Source organism: Noviherbaspirillum sp. ST9 (assembly GCF_048799745.1).
In the GTDB taxonomy this organism is placed as follows: domain Bacteria; phylum Pseudomonadota; class Gammaproteobacteria; order Burkholderiales; family Burkholderiaceae_D; genus Noviherbaspirillum.
In genome coordinates, this window is record NZ_JBLWFR010000010.1 from 15,196 (window position 1) to 34,315 (window position 19,120).

A 19,120-nucleotide genomic window follows, 5' to 3' on the forward strand; every position below is an offset into this window, starting at 1 on the left:
AAACTGCGCGAGAGTCTGCTAATCTCTTTATTGCAGTAGGGAAATCTCCTGCTTTACCCGGCGCTAAATTCGACATGCCGGGCCGCTCGATGAAAGGGACAAGGATCATGATGCAGACAACTGCCGCCACGGCATCGGAAACAGCCGACGATATTGCAGCACGTGAATTTCTGGCCTTCACACTGGGCAAGGAAGAGTACGGGATCCACATCCTGAAGGTGCAGGAACTGCGCGGATACGAAGAGCCGACACGCATCGCGAATGCGCCCGACTTCATCAAAGGTGTCGTCAACCTGCGCGGCATCATCGTGCCCATCGTCGACATGCGTATCAAGTTCAATCTTGGCACGCCGACCTACGACCAATTCACGGTCGTCATCATTCTCAACATCAATGGCCGGGTTGTGGGCATGGTCGTGGACAGCGTCTCGGACGTGATCACACTTTCTCCCGACCAGGTCAAGCCAGCGCCCGAAATGGGAACCGCACTCAACACCGACTACCTGATCGGCCTCGGCACAGTCGACCAGCGCATGCTGATCCTTGTCGATATCGACAAGCTGATGTCGAGCGCGGAAATGGGCCTGATCGAGAATATCGCCAGGTAAGCAGCGGGAATTGCACAAAAAAGAAGCCGCTGACACGCGGCTTCTTTTGTTTCTAGCGCCGGCTACCCGCCAATCGCTGATACACCTTCCACAAACCGCCCAGTGCTACGGGAATCACCGCCGCCCCGACCCCGACAATGACAATCGTGTTGAGGTGATCACGGATGATGGGAATGTTGCCGAAGAAGTACCCTGCCACAACCAGTCCGACCACCCAAAGCAGCGCACCGACGATGTTGAAGAACTGGAATTTGGCGAACGTCATCGCCGACACACCGGCGACAAACGGCGCAAACGTGCGCACGACGGGGACGAAACGCGCGAGGATGATCGTCTTGCCGCCATGGTTTTCGTAGAACGCGTGCGTCTTGCGCAAGGCATCCTTGTCCAGCCAGCGGTAATCATGGGTAAAGACCTTCTGCCCGATCGCCCGCCCGATCCAGTAGTTGACGGTATTTCCCGTCACTGCGGCGATCACGAGCAAGCTCATCAGCAGCCACTCGTTCATCGCACCCGTCGCGCAGAACGCACCGGCAATGAACAGCAGGGAGTCACCTGGCAGGAACGGCAGCACGACCAGCCCGGTTTCGCAAAACACGATCGCAAACAATACGACGTACACCATCGTGCCGTACTCGGCGATGAAGGTGCCGAGGTATTTGTCGACATGCAGGATCATGTCGAAGAATTGCAGGAAATCCATACGTGCTCCACTTTCTGACCGGCGAATCATACACCACGGTTTTTCCCCGGATTAAGAGATGGAACAAACATTTACAGCGTCCGGGCGCCTCCTTCCGCAGCGTTATAATTCCCGCATGAATGCTCCACACATCCCGCCCCGCCCGATCCAGGCACTTCCCGACCACCTGATTTCCCAGATCGCCGCCGGCGAAGTCGTCGACCGGCCCTCCGCCGTCGTCAAGGAATTGTTGGAAAACGCACTAGATGCAGGCGCGACGCAGGTCACGGTCCGTCTGGAGGAAGGCGGAGTCAAACGCATTGCCATTACTGACAATGGACGCGGCATTCCGCCTGTGCAAATGCCGTTGGCGCTGGCACGCCACGCGACCTCCAAGATCGCGTCGCTCGACGATCTTGAAAATGTGGGGACGCTCGGATTTCGCGGGGAAGCCCTCGCCTCCATCGCCTCGGTGGCGCAACTGACCTTGACCTCGCGCACAGCGCAGGAACCGCACGCCTGGGAAATTTCCGGCAACCATGAAGCGCAAGTCATGCCCTCGTCCGGCGCACTGGGAACGACCATCGACGTGCGTGATTTGTATTTCAATACCCCGGCACGGCGAAAGTTTCTCAAGTCCGAACAGACCGAATTCGGCCACTGCGCGGAAGTGGTCCGCCGCATCGCGCTATCGCGTCCCGATGTCGCCTTCTCTCTGTCGCACAACGGCAAGACGATCGACCACTGGAACGTCAGCGCGGTGGACAAGCGCAGCGCGCATATCCTCGGCAATGAATTTGCAGGCGCCCGACTGCAACTGGACGAGTCCGCCGGCCCGTTGCGGCTGCACGGCTTTGTCGGCCTGCCAACGGCAGCACGCGCCCGGGCGGATTCACAGTATTTTTATGTCAACGGCCGCTTCGTCCGCGACAAGCTGTTGACGCATGCGGTACGTGCGGCCTACCAGGACGTGCTGCACGGTGACCGCTACCCGTCGTATGTGCTCGGCCTCGACCTCGATCCTGCACTGGTGGATGTAAACGTGCACCCTTCGAAGATCGAGGTGCGCTTCCGCGACAGCCGCGCCGTGCACCAGTTTGTCTTCCATGCCATCAGCCGCACGCTGGCACAGACGGCGCCGGGCACCGTGGACGAAAGCGCAGCACCGGTCGTATCGTCTTCCGCCGCATTGCCATGGATCCGCGAGCAGCGGCAGACATCGTTCGGCATGCAGTTCTCGTCAGGTTTAGGTGTCGCCCAGACGACGGCGGATTACGGCGCGCTGTTTTCAGCGTCCGCGCCGTCACAGCCGGCAGCACCGCAGCCGCAGTTTTCGACGCCATCGATACAAGCCTTGCCCGATGAAGAATTCCCGCTCGGCTTCGCTCTCGCGCAATTGCACGGAATTTACGTACTCGCCCAGAACGTAAAAGGGCTGGTGCTGGTCGACATGCATGCGGCGCACGAGCGCATCCTGTATGAGCAGCTCAAGAACGCACTTGATGCCGATGCATTGCAGGTACAACCGCTGCTGATCCCTGTCACCTTCCATGCCGATCCGGTCGAAGTCGGTACCGCCGAAGAAAACCCCGACGCACTGAAATCGCTTGGCTTCGACGTTAGTGCCCTGTCGCCAACCACGCTGGCCGTGCGCGCCATTCCGGCTTTGCTAAAGAACGCGGATGCGCAAAGCCTCGCCCGCGATGTGCTGCGTGATCTGCGTGAATTCGGCGGCTCGCGCGTGCTGCTTGAGCGGCGCAATGAAATGTTGGGAACACTGGCCTGCCATACTGCGGTTCGCGCCAACCGCGCGCTGACCTTACCCGAAATGAATGCCCTGCTCCGCCAGATGGAAGCGACCGAACGCGCCGACCAGTGCAATCACGGCCGCCCGACCTGGGTGCAGCTCGCACTTGGCGACCTCGACAAGTTGTTCCTGCGCGGGCAATAACACAGTGAGCACGCCTGCAAAGCCGCTTGCCGTGGCGATCATGGGCCCGACCGCGTCGGGCAAGACGGCCGCCGCACTGGAGATCGCGCGCCACATCCCCTCCGAGATCATTTCGGTCGATTCTGCTCTGGTCTACCGTGGCATGGACATCGGCACGGCCAAGCCAACGCCGGAAGAGCGTGCAGCCGTGCCGCATCACCTGATCGACATCCTCGACCCGCTCGAGGCCTATTCGGCCATGCAGTTCCGGCAGGATGCGCTGCGGCTGGTGGATGACATCGCGCGGCGCGGCCGATTGCCGCTGCTGGTCGGCGGGACCATGCTATATTTCAAGGTGCTGCGTGACGGGCTGGATGCGCTACCGGAAGCGGATCCGGAGATTCGCGCTCGCTTGGACGCTGAAGCCGCAGTAATCGGTGTGCCGGGCCTGCACGCCCGCTTGGCGACAGTGGATCCCGAAACCGCATCGCGCCTCAAGCCCAACGATTCGCAGCGCATCCAGCGCGCACTCGAAATCCACGAACTGACTGGACAACCCATGTCGCAATTGCTGTCCGGCGCATCGAAGGAACCACTGCCCTTCGAACTGCTGGCCATCTCGCTGGAGCCATCGGACCGTAGCGTATTGCATGCGCGGATTGCTGCTCGCTTTGACGCCATGCTGGCCGGAGGCGGCTTGCTTGATGAAGTAACAAGACTGCGTTCACGCGGCGACCTGCACCTCGGCTTGCCCTCGATGCGCTGCGTAGGCTACCGACAGGCGTGGGAATTCCTTGACGGCACGGTGGATCACGCAACCATGCGCGACAAGGGAATCGCCGCGACAAGGCAGCTCGCAAAGCGGCAGCTGACCTGGTTACGTGGCATGCCGGACCGGCATGTCGTCGATTGCCTCGCCCAAGATGCTGCCGCACAGGTACTGCAGCTTGTAAAAACGGCCAGGGGCCTCCTCGGTTAAATTTTTTCTGCCGGCAACGCTCACGGATGTTGACAAGCGTTACGGGCCACGACATAATCTAGGGCTCTTTTCTGGTGATATAGCTCAGCTGGTTAGAGCACAGCACTCATAATGCTGGGGTCGGTGGTTCAAGTCCACCTATCACCACCAAATACCGATGGGTTACGGGTCCGCTCGTAACCCATTTTGTTTTGGGCGACATGAAAAGGCCTTTCCCCCGCCATGGGGAGAAAACAGGCCGAGTGGTATAATTCGCGCGCCCCCGATGCACTATTTTCAATGGTCGCGGGCCCCGCGCCTGCGGGACGTGCCGGAACCTGTTCCACCATGCGTCCCGGCGGATTCCAATCTTGTTCGCTGCCGCGCAGCGTTTCGACGAAACGGGGTATGAGATGTGGCGTCGACCCTTCTTCACCATCTGCCTTTCCGCCGTTCTTTCCATGCCTGCATTGGCGTTCGAGCGCCCGTTCCCGGCGCCGACGAAACGCGGACAGATGACGCCCGGCGCGTACCCGGAAATCGCCATTGACGGCAAGCTGCGCAGGCTCGCTCCAGGCGCGCGCGTCTGGAACGAGAACAACCTGATCGAAATGCCTGCTGCATTGCGCGGCTCGGACCTGATCGTGAATTACACCGAAGACAGCCACAGCGAAATCGACCGCATCTGGATCCTGACGCCTGAAGAGGCGCGCCAGCCGGTCGCAAAGCAAATCAATCCCTTGCAACAATAGCCATGCCGAAAAAAGTATTCATCAAGACCTTCGGCTGCCAGATGAACGAGTACGACTCGGACAAGATGGCAGATGTCCTCAACATCTCCGAAGGCCTGGTCAAGACCGATACGCCGGAAGATGCCGACGTCATCCTGCTCAACACCTGCTCCGTGCGCGAGAAGGCGCAGGAGAAGGTTTTCTCCGACCTCGGCCGCCTGCGCGAGCTGAAGCTGTCCCGCCCGGACCTCGTGATCGGCGTCGGCGGTTGCGTAGCTTCGCAGGAAGGCGAAGCCATCATCAAGCGCGCGCCCTACGTCGACGTCGTGTTCGGCCCGCAAACACTGCATCGCCTGCCCGACCTCATCAGCAAACGCCGCGAAAGCGGCCGCTCGCAGGTCGACATCAGCTTCCCCGAGATCGAGAAGTTCGACCACCTGCCTCCGGCCAAGGTGGAAGGCGGCGTCGCCAACGTCTCGATCATGGAAGGCTGCAGCAAATACTGCAGCTATTGCGTCGTGCCCTACACGCGTGGCGAGGAAGTGTCGCGCCGCTTTGAAGACGTGCTGGCCGAAGTTGCGCTCATCGCCGAACAGGGCGTGAAAGAAGTCACGCTGCTCGGCCAGAACGTGAACGCGTATCGCGGGGCGATGGCTGACGGCGAGATCGCGGATTTCGCGCTGCTGATCGAATACATCGCGGAGATCCCCGGCATCGAGCGCATCCGCTTCGTAACCAGCCATCCGAAAGAATTCACGCAACGCCTGATCGACACCTATGCCAAGGTGCCGAAGCTGGCGAACCACCTCTACCTTCCGGCCCAGCACGGCTCCGACCGCATCCTGATGGCGATGAAGCGCGGCTATACCGCGCTTGAGTACAAGTCGGTGATCCGGCGCGTGCGCGAGGTCCGTCCCGACATCACGATCTCCAGCGATTTCATCGTCGGATTCCCGGGCGAGACGGAAGCGGATTTTGAAGCGATGATGAAATTCATCCAGGATGTCGGCTTCGACCGCAGCTTCAGTTTCCTGTTCAGCCCGCGTCCCGGCACGCCGGCCGCCAACCTGCACGACGACACGCCGCACGATGTGAAGCTGAAGCGCCTGCTGCGCCTGCAATCGACCATCGAGGAAAACGTGCGCCGCATCAACGACAGCATGGTCGGCAGCGTTCAGCGCATCATCGTGGAAGGGCCGACCACGAAGAATCCGAACGAGCTCCAGGGACGCACGGAAAACAACCGCGTGGTGAATTTCGACGGCGGCCCCAATGGCACCCGTCTCGTCGGGCAGATGCTTGACGTCAACATCGTGCACGCCTACCCGCATTCCCTGCGTGGAGAACTTGTCATCAAACAGTGAATCTCAGCGAGACCACAACCCATTTTGAAAACAAAAATTCCTGCTCAACCGCAACATTTCATCCCTGACCCGCTGGACAACAAGCGGCTCGCTCACCTGTGCGGGCCGATGGATGAAAACCTCCGCCAGATTTCCGCCGCACTCGACGTCACCATCTTCCGCCGTGGCGAGAAGTTCGTGATCAGCGGCGCCAACGCGCCGCGCGCGGTCGAACTGCTGGAAAATTTCTACCAGATCGCCGAAAAGGCGATCTCCATCGAGGACATCCAGCTCGCTCTGGTCGAGCAACGCGCCGTCACACAGGTCAATGGCGAGGCGAAGGAAGAAATCGTTGAAGACGCCGAAGAAGCCATTCCTGCCCTGAAGACGCGCCGCCATGATTTGCGCGGACGCACGCCTCACCAGAGCCAGTACATCAAGGCCATCCTCGAACACGACGTCACTTTCGGTGTCGGGCCCGCCGGCACAGGCAAGACCTACCTCGCCGTCGCTTGCGCCGTCGACGCGCTGGAGCGCGACGCGGTCAAACGTATCGTTCTCACCCGCCCTGCCGTCGAAGCAGGCGAACGCCTCGGCTTTCTGCCCGGCGACCTGGCGCAGAAGGTCGATCCCTACCTGCGTCCGCTGTACGACGCGCTGTACGACCTGCTCGGCTTTGACAAGGTACAGAAGCTGTTCGAGAAACAGGTGATCGAAATCGCGCCGCTGGCCTACATGCGCGGACGGACGCTGAATCATTCCTTCATCATCCTCGACGAAGCGCAGAACACGACGCCGGAACAGATGAAGATGTTCCTGACGCGCATCGGTTTCGGCAGCAAGGCCGTCGTCACCGGCGACGTGACGCAGATCGACCTGCAGCGCACGCAGAAGAGCGGTCTGGTCGATGCCGTCCAGATCCTGCGCAATGTGCGCGGCATCGCCTTCACCCACTTCACCAGTGCCGACGTCGTGCGCCATCCCCTGGTCGCACGCATCGTCGATGCCTACGACGCCTCCGGATCCGCCAAGAGCGCAGCCGCACGACATGCCGCAAAAAAATAAACTATCCCTGTCCGTCCAGTATCCCGATCCCCGCCTGAAAGAATCCATTACCCGCAGCAAGCTGCAGCAATGGATCCAGGCGGCCCTGTTCGCTCCGGCGGAACTGACGATTCGCTTTGTCGATGCAGAAGAAGGCAGGACGCTCAACCGCGAGTACCGCGGCAAGGACTACGCGACCAATGTGCTGACGTTCGCCTATACCGAAGACGAAGACAGCGAAACCACCCAGGCGGACATCATCCTCTGCACGGATGTGCTGCAGCGCGAGGCTGAGGAGCAGAAGAAAACCGTGGAGGCGCATACCGCCCACCTCGTAGTGCACGGCGTGCTGCATGCGCAGGGATACGACCACGAAACCGACGAGGAAGCCACCGAAATGGAAGCGCTGGAAGTTGAAATTCTTGCAAGCCTCGGTGAGGCGAACCCGTACGCTGATCGTTAAATTTTGAGCAAGTTGCCGGTTGGACTTCTGGGTTCGAACCGGCATTTGTTGTATGCTTATATCCACCCCAACAACGGCTTCCCGCCATATGCAAGATCACCCTAGTGGTGCCAAATTCCTTGACACCAAGCCGCAGCGTTCCCTTTTCGAGCGCCTGACCGCACTGATTTCCCCTGAGCCTGAAAATCGCGAAGAACTCCTGAAGATCCTGCAGGAGGCGCATGAGCGCAACCTGATCGACGCCGATGCGCTGTCGATGATCGAAGGCGTGTTCCAGGTGTCCGACCTGTCCGCGCGCGACATCATGGTGCCTCGTCCGCAAATGGACGTGATCGACATCAACAAGCCGATCGAGGAATGGTTGCCGCTCGTGCTGCAGACCGCGCACTCCCGCTTTCCGGCAGTGGACGGCGATCGCGACAAGGTGGTCGGCATCCTGTTGGCGAAGGACTTGCTGCGCTATTACGCGGAGGAGTCGTTCGACGTGCGCGACATGCTGCGCCCGGCCGTGTTCATTCCCGAATCCAAACAGCTCAATGTGCTGCTGCGCGACTTCCGCGCCAACCGCAATCACATGGCGATCGTCGTCGACGAGTATGGCGGCGTCGCCGGCCTGCTCACCATCGAAGATGTGCTGGAGCAGATCGTCGGCGACATCGAGGACGAATACGATTACGACGAGGAAGAGGACAACATTCTGCCGGTGAACGACGGCGCGCGCGGCCTGCGCTGGCGCGTGAAGGCGCTGACCGAGATCGAGCAGTTCAACGAAGCACTGGGCACAAGCTTCTCTGATGAGGATGTCGATACCATCGGCGGCCTCGTCGCCAATCATCTCGGTCGCGTTCCACGCAAGGGCGACGTCTTCGATATCGACAACGTGCGCTTCGAGGTCCTGCGTGCGGATGCGCGCCAGGTCCATGTGCTGCTGGTCCAGAAACTGCAGGAGCCGAGCCTCGTCGTGGCGTCCTGAGAGACTGCGAACCCCTCAACAAAAACAACCACTGCGTGAACTTCAGCCTCCCGACGACTTCCCGATCGCCGCTGGTCTACCTTGTCGCCCTCATCGCGGGGGCGCTCAACGTATTCGCATTCGCGCCGTTCGGCCTGTGGCCAATCCAGATTGGCACGCTTGCACTGCTGTTCTGGCTGATGATGCGGGAGACCGGCTTCGCCCACGGCGCACTCCTTGGCTGGGCGTACGGGACAGGCTGGATTGTGGCCGGCGTGCACTGGCTGTATATCAGCATGCATCGCTATGGCGGCCTGCCGGGGTGGATGGCGGTCGTCGCCGTCATCCTGCTTGGTGTCGGGCTGTCTGTTTTTACTGCGCTTGGGACCGGGGCAGTCGCCGAAGCAAAAAAGCGTTGGGCAATTGCACCACCGGCTTTCCTGCTGCTGGTCATGCCGGGTGCCTGGACATTGGTTGAATGGACACGCGGCTGGATTTTCACCGGCTTCCCCTGGGTCAGCTCTGGCTATGCGCACACCGCTAGTCCGCTCGTAGGGTACGCACCCGTGATCGGGGTGTACGGCATCGCCCTGGTGTCGGCTGTCATTGCCGGCTGCCTTGCGCTGCTGCCATCCCGGAAAATCGCCATTGCGCTTGCAGTGCTCCTGTTCGCGGGCGGACTGGGCTTGCGAGGAATTGACTGGACGAAGCCGCACGGCAATCCGGTCACGGTCCGTCTCCTTCAGGGGAACGTCCCGCAGGAAATGAAGTTCATGCCGGGCCAGATTGAAGCCGCACTCTCCCTTTATCACGGGATGATCGTGGAAAAGCCGGCCGACCTGATCGCGACGCCCGAGACGGCGATCCCCCTTCTATCGACGCAATTGCCGCCGGATTACCTGCAACTCCTCGGCGATTTCTCCATGCGGTCGAAAAGCCATCTCGTCCTCGGCATTCCTGTAAGCGACGGTCCGCGGCTCTATGCCAACAGCGTACTCGGCATCGCACCAGACACTACAGCGATGTACCGCTACGACAAGCATCACCTTGTCCCCTTCGGCGAATTCATCCCACCGGGATTTCGCTGGTTCGTCGAGATGATGAAGATTCCGCTCGGCGATTTCAGCCGGGGTGCGCTGTTGCAGCCGCCGTTCGCGGTACGCGACCAATGGGTGCTGCCGAACATCTGCTACGAAGATCTGTTTGGCGAGGAAATCGCAGCGCAGCTTGCCGGCAGCCGCGAGGGCAAGATTCCGCAGGCGACAATCCTGCTCAATGTGTCCAATATCGCCTGGTTCGGCGATTCCATCGCGCTGCCCCAGCACCTGCAGATCTCGCAGATGCGTTCGATCGAGACCGGTCGGCCGATGCTGCGATCCACCAATACCGGCGTCACTGCGGTCATTGGGCCGAAGGGCGACGTGCTAAGCCAGTTGCCGCCTTTCGAGAAGGGCGTTTTGGCGGCTTCCGTCCAGGGATTCAAAGGGTTCACGCCGTATAGCCTGTATGGCAACTTCCCTGCCATCGGACTCGCCGTCCTGCTGCTATTTGCCGCGGGGATTTTGGTTTTAACCAAGCGCAACATTCCGCATAACCCCCTCGAAACCCGCTAAAATCTAGGGTTTTAGCGATTTTCCGTCATTCATCCTTATCCCGCCCGCGAGGCGGCGAAGGCACTCTTACGATGCTCACATTTCAACAAGTCATCCTGAAGCTGCAAGAGTACTGGGACGCGCAAGGCTGCGCCCTGCTCCAGCCCTACGACATGGAAGTCGGCGCCGGCACGTCGCACACCGCGACCTTCCTGCGCGCAATCGGCCCGGAGCCGTGGCGCGCTGCCTACGTCCAACCGTCGCGCCGCCCGAAAGACGGCCGCTATGGCGAGAATCCGAACCGCATGCAGCATTACTACCAGTATCAGGTGGTGCTCAAGCCCGCGCCGGAAAATATCCTTGACCTCTACCTCGGCTCGCTGGAAGCGCTGGGCCTGAACCTGAAGCAGAACGACGTGCGCTTCGTCGAGGACGACTGGGAAAACCCGACCTTGGGCGCCTGGGGCCTCGGCTGGGAAGTGTGGCTCAACGGTATGGAAGTGACGCAGTTCACCTACTTCCAGCAAGTCGGCGGCCTCGACTGCAAGCCGGTGCTGGGTGAGATCACCTATGGCATCGAGCGTCTGGCGATGTATCTGCAGGGAGTGGAAAACGTCTACGACCTCGTCTGGACCGAATGGGAAGAACATGGCGTGACCAAGCGCCTGACCTACGGCGACGTGTTCCACCAGAATGAAGTCGAGCAGTCGACGTTCAACTTCGAGCACTCGAACACGGAATTCCTGTTCTCGCTGTTCGGCAACTATGAAGCCGAAGCGAAGCGCCTGATGGAAGTGCCGCTGGCCCTGCCGGCCTACGAAATGATCCTGAAGGCGGCGCACACCTTCAACCTGCTCGACGCACGTGGCGCCATTTCCGTGACCGAACGCGCCGCTTATATCGGCCGCATCCGCAACCTGTCGCGCGCGGTAGCGCAGGCGTTCTACGAATCGCGCGAGAAGCTGGGCTTCCCGATGTGCGGCGATTCCCGCCAAGCCGCCTGAACACGTTGAACTGACCGAAACCCATCCCCACCCCGGCCCTCCCCTTGAAGGGGAGGGTGAGAACGGGAAAAGCGCAGAATAAATATGAACCAGACACTGCTAGTCGAACTGCTCACTGAAGAACTGCCGCCGAAGGCGCTGGCCAAACTGGGCGAAGCATTTGCCGCCGGCATTTTCAATGGCCTGAAGTCCCGCGACTTCGTCGAGGCCGATTCCGTCGCCACCGCGTTTGCCACGCCGCGCCGTCTCGCCGTTTCGATCACGAAGGTGCGCGCCACTTCGCCGGACAAATCAATCCGTGAAAAAGTGCTGCCGGTCACGGTCGCACTCGACAAGGAAGGCAATCCGACGCCGCCGCTGGCCAAGAAGCTCGCCGCGCTCGGTTTCCCCGACCTGAAGCTGGGCGACCTGGAGCGCGCGTCCGACGGCAAGGCCGAAAGCTTCTTCTACACCTACACCGCGCCCGGCTCGACGCTGCACACCGGACTGCAAGCGGCACTCGAAGAGACGATCACCAAGCTGCCGATTCCGAAGGTCATGAGCTACCAGCGTCCTGACGGATCGACGGTGCAGTTCGTGCGTCCGGCCCACAAGCTGATCGCGCTGCATGGCGCGGATGTCGTGCCGGTTGCGCTGCTCGGCCTGTCCGCAGGCCGCAGCACCCTCGGCCATCGCTTCCTGTCCACCGGTGAGCTCGCGGTATCCAATGCCGAAAGCTATGCGACGACGCTGGAAGTGCAAGGCAAGGTCATCCCGTCCGTCACCGCCCGCAAGGAGCGCATCCGCGCATCCCTGCTTGAGAAGGCACACCACGACAAGGTGCTGATGCCGGAAAGCCTGCTCGACGAAGTGACCGCGCTCGTCGAATGGCCCGTGGTCTATGAATGCAAGTTCGAGGATTCCTTCCTGACGGTTCCGCAGGAATGCCTGATCCTCACCATGCAGACCAACCAGAAATACTTTGCGCTGACCGATGCCAACGACAAGCTGCGCTCGCGCTTCCTGATCGTATCGAACCTGGAAACCACCGACCCGCAGCACATCATCGGCGGCAACGAGCGTGTCGTGCGTCCGCGCCTGTCCGATGCGAAGTTCTTCTTCGAGCAGGACAAGAAAAAGAAGCTGGCCGACCGCCTCCCGGGCCTGGCCAATGTCGTGTACCACAACAAGCTGGGCACACAGGGACAGCGCACCGAACGCATCAAGACGCTCGCAGGCAAGATCGCGGGCGCACTGAACGCCGACGTCGCCTTGGCAGAACGCGGCGCGCTGCTGGCGAAGGCCGACCTGCTGACCGACATGGTCGGCGAGTTCCCGGAACTGCAGGGCATCATGGGCACCTATTATGCGCGCCACGACGGCGAACACGACGAGGTCGCCCGTGCCGCGTCCGAACACTACCAGCCGCGCTTCGCCGGCGATGCCCTGCCGGAAACGCAGACCGGTACCGCCGTCGCCCTCGCCGACAAGCTCGAAACCCTGGTCGGCATCTGGGGCATCGGACTGCAGCCGACCGGCGACAAGGACCCGTTCGCGCTGCGCCGCCATGCACTGGGTGTGCTGCGCATGCTGGTCGAGAAGCGCCTGCCGCTGTCGCTCACGGCCGTCCTGGGCGACACGGCGCAACTGTTCGCCGGCAATGCCAACTTCAAGGATTCCACCGCGGAAGTCACCGAGTTCATGCTCGACCGCCTGCGCGGCCTGCTGCGTGATCGTGGTTATGCGCAAGGCGCGATCGAAGCCGTTGTTGCACAAAACCCGGACCGCCTCGACAACATCATCGAGCGCCTGGATGCGGTGAAGGCTTTCGCCGACCTGCCCGAGGCCGAATCGCTGGCCGCCGCCAACAAGCGCATCACCAATATCCTGAAGAAGACTGAAGTCGGCACCGCAAAGGTCAGCAAGGAGCTGCTGAAGGAGCAGGCAGAAGAAAGCCTGTACACCGCGATGACGGAACTCAAGCCCAAGGTCGACGCGGCATTTGCCAACGGTGACTTCACCGGCACGCTGAAGACGCTGGCGCACATCCGCGACAGCGTGGACGCCTTCTTCAACGACGTGATGGTCATGGCCGAGGACGAGCAGCTGCGCAACAACCGTCTCGCCCTGCTGTCCGACCTGCACGGCATGATGAACCGCGTGGCGGACATTTCGAAACTGGCGGCGTAAGCAGGGAAGCAGGCGCGCATGAAACTGATCATCCTCGACCGCGACGGCGTCATCAATCACGACTCCGACCAATTCATCAAGTCGCCGGACGAATGGGTTCCCATTCCCGGCTCGCTCGAGGCGATCGCCCGCCTGCACCAGGCTGGCTACCGCGTCATCGTCTGTACCAACCAGTCCGGCATCGCACGTGGCCTGTTCAACATCGTCACGCTCAATGCAATTCACCAGAAATTGCATTCCGCAGTGAGGATGGTCGGCGGTGAAATCGATGCGATCTTTTTCTGCCCGCATTCCGCCGACGACAACTGTGACTGCCGCAAGCCGAAGCCGGGCATGCTGCAGGAAATTTCGAATCGCTTCGATGTCAGCCTCAAGGGTGTGCCGACCGTGGGCGATTCGCTGCGCGACCTGCAGGCGGGTTTCGTGGTCGGTTGCACGCCTTATCTAGTCCTGACCGGCAAGGGCGAGAAGACGCATGCCAAGGGCGGACTGCCGCCGGGGACAACCGTATATCCGAATCTGGCCGCCGTCGTCGACCAGCTATTGAAGTCAACGGCGGACGTACCCGCCGCCGCATAACACATACATCCGCCGGACCTCCTCCGGCGCTCCTGGAGATCTGATGTCTAGTCTTAATCTGTTCCTGCGTTCGCTCGTGTTCACGCTCCTCATGATCCTTGCAACGCTGATCTGGGCGCCCATGTGTTTCCTGTTCGCGCCCCTGCCCTACAACCAGCGCTATCACCTGACGTCGTACTGGAACCGTTTCGTGATCTGGGCGGGCAAGGTCATCTGCGGCATGCGCTACGAGTTCAAGGGTTACGAGAACCTGCCCGATGCGCCGGTGATCCTCCTGTCCAAGCACCAGTCCGCATGGGAAACGATCTTCTATCTCTATGCAATGCCGCGTCCGCTGGTCTACGTGTTCAAGAAGGAACTGCTCTACATCCCGTTCTTCGGCTGGGGCATCGCACTGCTGCGCATGATCCCGATCGACCGTCAGAAGGGCAAGGACGCTTTCGCGCAAGTGGTGGAGCATGGACGCCGCCGGCTGGCGGACGGGCAGTGGGTCATCATGTTCCCCGAAGGGACGCGCTCATTTGTCGGCAAGAAGGGCAAGTACAAGGCCGGCGGCACCCGTCTCGCTGTCGAGACAAACACAGTTGTCGTGCCAATCGCGATGAATGCAGGCGAATGCTGGCCGAAGAATTCCTTCATCAAGAAGCCGGGCCTCATCACGGTCTCCATCGGCAAGCCGATTTCCCCCGAGGGCAAGACTTCCGCCGAGTTACTGCAACAAGTTGAAAATTGGATAGAATCTGAGATGCGAGTCATTTCCTCGCCCGGCATTTATTCAAAAGACAACCTCCCCGAATCCCTTGAAGCTGCTACGCCAGACTCCGCCTGACCCCTCTCAGCTCTCGCTGCAGCTCGACTTTTTTACTCCGGATTTTTCGGCACAGCCTGTCATTGACCAACCCGCTCCGGCACAAACGCCGGGAGCGGCTGGGACGCCGCAGGAAGCCTTGCCCTCTCCGACACCTTCAATCCGCAGCGTACTTCCAACGGGACGCCGCCGCGTGCAGGTACGGGACCATCTCCTCGAATACCGCCTGGTGCGTTCGAAGCGCCGCTCGATCGGCTTCCTGATCGATGAGGACGGCCTGCGCATCACCGCGCCGAAATGGGTCACGATCGCCGAAATCGAAAACGCGATTCGAGAGAAACAACGCTGGATCTTCACGAAGCTGTCGGAACGCCGTGAACGCTCGGCGCGCCGCCTGCAACCGCACATGCAATGGTGCGACGGGGCAACGCTTCCCTATCTGGGCAACGACGTCACCCTGCGCATCCTGGCGAGCCAGGCGGCGGGAATCAACTATGACACGGAAACCCGCGAGCTGACCGTCAGCCTGCCGCCCGACGCCGGCGAACAACAGCTCAAGGACCGTGTCCAAGGATGGCTGCAACTGGAAGCCAAACGCATCTTTGCGGAACGTCTCCCGGTCTATGCGGAAAAACTTGGCGTGACTTATCAATCCTTCTCCCTGTCATCGGCCACAACCCAATGGGGCGCGTGTACGGTGGAGGGCAGGATCAGGCTCAACTGGCGGCTGATCCATTTCGCGCTGCCGATGATCGACTATGTGATCGCGCATGAGCTGTCCCACTTGCGCGAGATGAACCACAGCCCGCGCTTCTGGGCCACGGTGCAGTCGATCTTCCCGGAATTCGAAATGGCCAAGCGCGTGCTGCGTCAAAGCGGTCCGGATACGCTGCCAATCTTCTGAACAGGAATATACATGCGCATTCTCCACACCATGCTGCGGGTCGGCGACCTGCAGCGTTCCATCGACTTTTACACCAAGGTGCTCGGCATGAACCTGCTGCGCACGACCGATCGTCCAGAGCAGAAGTACACCCTGGCTTTCGTCGGCTACGGCACCAATCCCGATCACGCCGAACTCGAACTGACCTACAACTACGGCGTCGACAAGTACGACATGGGTTCGGCCTATGGCCATATCGCCATTGGCGTCGACGATGCGTATAAAACCTGCGACCAGGTCAAGGCGGCCGGCGGCAACGTGACGCGTGAAGCTGGCCCCGTCAAGGGGGGCTCGACGGTCATTGCCTTTGTGCAGGACCCGGACGGCTACAAGATCGAACTGATCGAGCGAAAAGGCGCGTAACGCAGCAGGATGGATTCACACGTTACGCAAGACCGGCCGCAACCGCAGTCCCTGTCCGACCTCTACATTTCATTCACGCTGCTGGCGCTCCAGGGTTTCGGCGGCGTGCTCGCCATCGTGCAGCATGAGCTGGTCGAGAAGAAGCGCTGGATGACGCGCGAGGAATTCGTCGAGGAATGGGCCGTCGCGCAGATCATGCCCGGCCCGAATGTCGTGAACCTCTCGCTGATGATCGGGGCGCGTTACTTCGGACTCCCCGGCGCCTTGGCTGCATTGGGCGGCATGCTGACGCTGCCGCTGGTGATCGTGCTGCTGCTGACGTTCTGCTACGCGCAATTCGCCGACCACCCCGGTCTGGCGGGTGCCTTGCGCGGAATGGGCGCGGTCGCCGCGGGCCTCATTACGGCGGCGGGCCTGCGGCTGCTTTCCACACTGAAGACCTACCCTCTCGGCCGGCCGCTTGGCATCGCCTTCGCCGTCGCCTGCTTCATCGCCATCGCCCTGCTGCGCTGGCCGCTCTTCTACGTGCTGCCCACTCTCGGCGTGGTGGCCTGCTTCCTCACCTACCGAAAGCTGAAGCCATGAGCGGTATTACCCTGCAATGGGGCGACTGGCTGCAGCTCTTCATGCAGTATCTGTCGTTGTCGCTGCTTTCCGTCGGCGGCGCCATCACGACCGCGCCCGAGATGCATCGCTACCTTGTGGATCAGACGCGTTGGCTGAGCGAACAGCAGTTCACAGCGTCCATCGCCATCGCGCAGGCCGCGCCCGGGCCGAATATCCTCTTTGTCGCCTTGATGGGCTGGCATGTGGGCATTAATACCGGCAGCATCGCGATGGGCTTGTTCGGCGTGATGGTCACGATGGTAGGCATCATGCTACCCAGTACTACGCTTACTTATCTTGCGGCGCAGTGGGGCCACCGCAATCGTAATCTGCGCGGCGTGCGCGCCTTCAAGCAAGGCATGGGGCCGATTGTGATTGCGCTGCTGGTTGCGACGGGTTGGGTGCTGACGAGCGCGCATAACGATGCGGCGAAAGACTGGCCGCTCTGGCTGCTGACCGCCGTCTCTGCGCTGGTCATCTGGCGCACGCGCCTGCATCTGCTGTGGATGCTGGGCGCCGGCGCGCTGCTCGGGTGGTTCGGACTCGTCTAGAGGCGATTGGCGAGCGCGACGAACTGCTCCATCGGTACCGCTTCAGGACGCGCCTGCGGATCGATGCCCGCATCCACGAGATCGTTCTCGGTGAACATCCCGGCCAGGCAATTCCGGATCACCTTGCGCCGCTGGGAAAACGCCTTCGTCACCACCTGCTCCAGCTTTGCCACATCGCATGCGAGCGGTTGCGGCAGCGGTATCATGCGCACGATTGCCGAATCCACCTGCGGCGGCGGATCGAAGGCAGTCGGCGGCACCACGAACAGCAATTCCATGTAGTAGCGCCATTGCAGCATCACGGACAGGCGGCCGTAGGCCTTGCTTCCGGGTTCGGCGACCATGCGCTCGACGACTTCCTTCTGCAGCATGAAATGCTGGTCGTGCACCTTCGGTGCGATCTCGGCAAGATGGAACAGCAAAGGGCTGGAGATGTTGTACGGCAGGTTACCGACCACGCGCAGCTTCTTCCCCTCCGGCACGGGAATCGATGCGAAGTCGAACTGCAGCGCATCGCCTTCATGAATCGTCAGCCGAGCCGGGTCGAAGTTTTTCTTGAGGCGCGCAACGAGATCGCGGTCGAGCTCAACGACATGGAGCCGGTCCAGCGATTCGAGCAACAGGCTGGTCATTGCCGCGAGGCCGGGGCCGATCTCGACCATGGCGTCGTCCTTGCGGGGATCGATGGCACGGATGATGTCGTGCAATACCGTCTGGTCGGTCAGGAAGTTCTGGCCGAAGCGCTTGCGTGGAATGTGTTTCATGGGACTAGTTCTGTTGAGAGGCGGCCGCCATTTGCGCGGCAACCCTGACCGCCTCGATCATGCTTCCGTGGTCTGCCTTGCCGATGCCGGCAGCGGCGAGGTCGAGGGCGGTTCCATGGTCGACCGAGGTACGGATGATCGGCAAGCCGAGCGTGATATTGACGCCCCGGCCGAAGCTGGAGTGCTTCAGCACCGGCAATCCCTGGTCGTGGTACATCGCCAGCACGCAGTCGGCGTTCTCAAGGTATTTAGGCTGGAACAGCGTATCGGCCGGATAGGGCCCGGTCGCATCGATGCCCTTGGCCTGCGCCGCCTGCAGCGCGGGCGTGATCACGTCGATTTCTTCCCGCCCGAGGTAACCGCCCTCCCCGGCATGCGGATTCAGCCCGGTAACAAGGATGCGCGGTTTTGGCAGGCCGAACTTGCGTTGCAGGTCGGCATGGATGATGTCGATGGTGCGCGACAGGCTGTCATCGGTGATTGCCGCCGGAACATCCTTCAACGGCAGGTGCGTCGTCGCCAGCGCCACGCGCATCATCGGTTGCCCGCCCGCCAGCATCATCACGACCTGCGCGGTCTGCGTCTTCTCGGCGAGGTATTCGGTGTGGCCGGTGAATGGCACGCCGGCATCATTGATCGTGCTTTTCTGCAGCGGCGCCGTGACGATCGCATCGAACTGCTTCTGCATTGCGTAACGGATTGCCACGTCGAGCGTCTGCAGCACGGCTCGCCCGTTGCGCGAATCCAGCTTGCCGGGGACGGCCGGCTCGGCCAGCGGGCAATCGATGACGGGAATCTGTCCCACCGGCAGATGCGGCAATCCGCTGTTGCGGAAGGCGAGCGTGGAAATCGCTACGAGACGGATCTGCGGGTCAATATCGGATGCCGTCATCGAGAGCAGCGCGGCGTCCCCGATCAGGACGGCACGCACCTCGCTGCGCAACTCCCATGCGGCGCGGATCGAAATCTCGGGGCCGATGCCTGCGGGCTCGCCGCAGGTAATGGCAATGGTCGGCCGCTTGTCCATGCG

At 61.2% G+C, this 19,120-nt stretch carries 20 protein-coding genes and 1 tRNA gene; 18 read left to right on the top strand and 3 right to left on the bottom strand.

The window, feature by feature from the left end; translation table 11 throughout:
- The first annotated feature begins 107 nt into the window (after nt 1–107).
- Nucleotides 108–608, top strand: a complete 501-nt coding sequence (locus ACNOHI_RS21375) for a chemotaxis protein CheW (protein ID WP_420476733.1) — start codon at nt 108–110, stop codon at nt 606–608.
- Nucleotides 609–660: 52 nt separating this feature from the next.
- Here ACNOHI_RS21375 and ACNOHI_RS21380 read toward each other — a convergent pair whose 3' ends face one another.
- Complete coding sequence (locus ACNOHI_RS21380; protein ID WP_420476734.1) at nt 661–1,311, bottom strand: VTT domain-containing protein; 651 nt, start codon at nt 1,309–1,311, stop codon at nt 661–663.
- Between the two features lie 115 nt (nt 1,312–1,426).
- Between ACNOHI_RS21380 and mutL the strand changes: the two genes are divergently transcribed.
- From mutL to ACNOHI_RS21465, 17 genes are all read left to right on the top strand, one after another.
- The gene (mutL, locus tag ACNOHI_RS21385; protein ID WP_420476735.1) at nt 1,427–3,241 is read left to right on the top strand and encodes a DNA mismatch repair endonuclease MutL; all 1,815 of its coding nucleotides are present in this window, start codon (nt 1,427–1,429) and stop codon (nt 3,239–3,241) included.
- Between the two features lie 40 nt (nt 3,242–3,281).
- The gene (gene miaA, locus ACNOHI_RS21390) at nt 3,282–4,199 is read left to right on the top strand and encodes a tRNA (adenosine(37)-N6)-dimethylallyltransferase MiaA (RefSeq protein ID WP_420476881.1); all 918 of its coding nucleotides are present in this window, start codon (nt 3,282–3,284) and stop codon (nt 4,197–4,199) included.
- Between the two features lie 73 nt (nt 4,200–4,272).
- Nucleotides 4,273–4,349, top strand: a tRNA-Met gene (locus ACNOHI_RS21395).
- 200 nt (nt 4,350–4,549) lie between these two features.
- On the top strand, nt 4,550–4,930 hold the full coding sequence (locus tag ACNOHI_RS21400) for a hypothetical protein (protein ID WP_420476736.1): 381 nt from the start codon (nt 4,550–4,552) through the stop codon (nt 4,928–4,930).
- Between the two features lie 2 nt (nt 4,931–4,932).
- Nucleotides 4,933–6,273, top strand: coding sequence for a tRNA (N6-isopentenyl adenosine(37)-C2)-methylthiotransferase MiaB (miaB, locus tag ACNOHI_RS21405; RefSeq protein WP_420476737.1), 1,341 nt, complete (start codon nt 4,933–4,935; stop codon nt 6,271–6,273).
- 24 nt (nt 6,274–6,297) lie between these two features.
- A complete protein-coding gene (locus ACNOHI_RS21410; protein WP_420476738.1) occupies nt 6,298–7,317 on the top strand; it encodes a PhoH family protein in 1,020 nt (339 codons plus the stop codon).
- The gene (gene ybeY / locus ACNOHI_RS21415) at nt 7,301–7,759 is read left to right on the top strand and encodes an rRNA maturation RNase YbeY (protein WP_420476739.1); all 459 of its coding nucleotides are present in this window, start codon (nt 7,301–7,303) and stop codon (nt 7,757–7,759) included. The genes ACNOHI_RS21410 and ybeY overlap by 17 nt, the downstream gene beginning before the upstream one ends.
- 88 nt (nt 7,760–7,847) lie before the next feature.
- The gene (locus ACNOHI_RS21420) at nt 7,848–8,732 is read left to right on the top strand and encodes an HlyC/CorC family transporter (protein WP_420476740.1); all 885 of its coding nucleotides are present in this window, start codon (nt 7,848–7,850) and stop codon (nt 8,730–8,732) included.
- 35 nt (nt 8,733–8,767) lie between these two features.
- Entirely contained in the window at nt 8,768–10,324 is a 1,557-nt protein-coding gene (lnt, locus tag ACNOHI_RS21425; RefSeq protein ID WP_420476741.1) for an apolipoprotein N-acyltransferase, read from the top strand.
- Between the two features lie 71 nt (nt 10,325–10,395).
- Nucleotides 10,396–11,307 carry a glycine--tRNA ligase subunit alpha gene (gene glyQ / locus ACNOHI_RS21430; RefSeq protein WP_420476742.1) on the top strand — a complete coding sequence of 304 codons (912 nt, stop codon included), beginning with the start codon at nt 10,396–10,398 and terminating at the stop codon, nt 11,305–11,307.
- 84 nt (nt 11,308–11,391) lie between these two features.
- On the top strand, nt 11,392–13,476 hold the full coding sequence (gene glyS / locus ACNOHI_RS21435) for a glycine--tRNA ligase subunit beta (protein WP_420476743.1): 2,085 nt from the start codon (nt 11,392–11,394) through the stop codon (nt 13,474–13,476).
- An 18-nt stretch (nt 13,477–13,494) separates the two neighbouring features.
- Nucleotides 13,495–14,055 (top strand): D-glycero-beta-D-manno-heptose 1,7-bisphosphate 7-phosphatase, encoded by a 561-nt coding sequence (gene gmhB, locus ACNOHI_RS21440; protein WP_420476744.1) that lies wholly within the window; start codon nt 13,495–13,497, stop codon nt 14,053–14,055.
- A gap of 43 nt (nt 14,056–14,098) precedes the next feature.
- Entirely contained in the window at nt 14,099–14,884 is a 786-nt protein-coding gene (locus tag ACNOHI_RS21445) for a lysophospholipid acyltransferase family protein (RefSeq protein ID WP_420476745.1), read from the top strand.
- Nucleotides 14,856–15,767, top strand: coding sequence for a M48 family metallopeptidase (locus ACNOHI_RS21450; protein WP_420476746.1), 912 nt, complete (start codon nt 14,856–14,858; stop codon nt 15,765–15,767). Before ACNOHI_RS21445 ends, ACNOHI_RS21450 begins: the two co-directional genes overlap by 29 nt.
- A 12-nt stretch (nt 15,768–15,779) precedes the next feature.
- The gene (gloA, locus tag ACNOHI_RS21455; protein ID WP_420476747.1) at nt 15,780–16,169 is read left to right on the top strand and encodes a lactoylglutathione lyase; all 390 of its coding nucleotides are present in this window, start codon (nt 15,780–15,782) and stop codon (nt 16,167–16,169) included.
- Between the two features lie 9 nt (nt 16,170–16,178).
- On the top strand, nt 16,179–16,754 hold the full coding sequence (locus tag ACNOHI_RS21460; protein ID WP_420476748.1) for a chromate transporter: 576 nt from the start codon (nt 16,179–16,181) through the stop codon (nt 16,752–16,754).
- Nucleotides 16,751–17,326, top strand: coding sequence for a chromate transporter (locus ACNOHI_RS21465; protein WP_420476749.1), 576 nt, complete (start codon nt 16,751–16,753; stop codon nt 17,324–17,326). The genes ACNOHI_RS21460 and ACNOHI_RS21465 overlap by 4 nt, the downstream gene beginning before the upstream one ends.
- Here the strand turns inward: ACNOHI_RS21465 and rsmA are convergent.
- Nucleotides 17,323–18,090 (bottom strand): 16S rRNA (adenine(1518)-N(6)/adenine(1519)-N(6))-dimethyltransferase RsmA, encoded by a 768-nt coding sequence (rsmA, locus tag ACNOHI_RS21470; RefSeq protein ID WP_420476750.1) that lies wholly within the window; start codon nt 18,088–18,090, stop codon nt 17,323–17,325. The two genes, ACNOHI_RS21465 and rsmA, sit on opposite strands and share 4 nt — an antisense overlap.
- 4 nt (nt 18,091–18,094) lie before the next feature.
- On the bottom strand, nt 18,095–19,117 hold the full coding sequence (gene pdxA / locus ACNOHI_RS21475) for a 4-hydroxythreonine-4-phosphate dehydrogenase PdxA (RefSeq protein ID WP_420476751.1): 1,023 nt from the start codon (nt 19,115–19,117) through the stop codon (nt 18,095–18,097).
- Between the last annotated feature and the right edge of the window lie 3 nt (nt 19,118–19,120).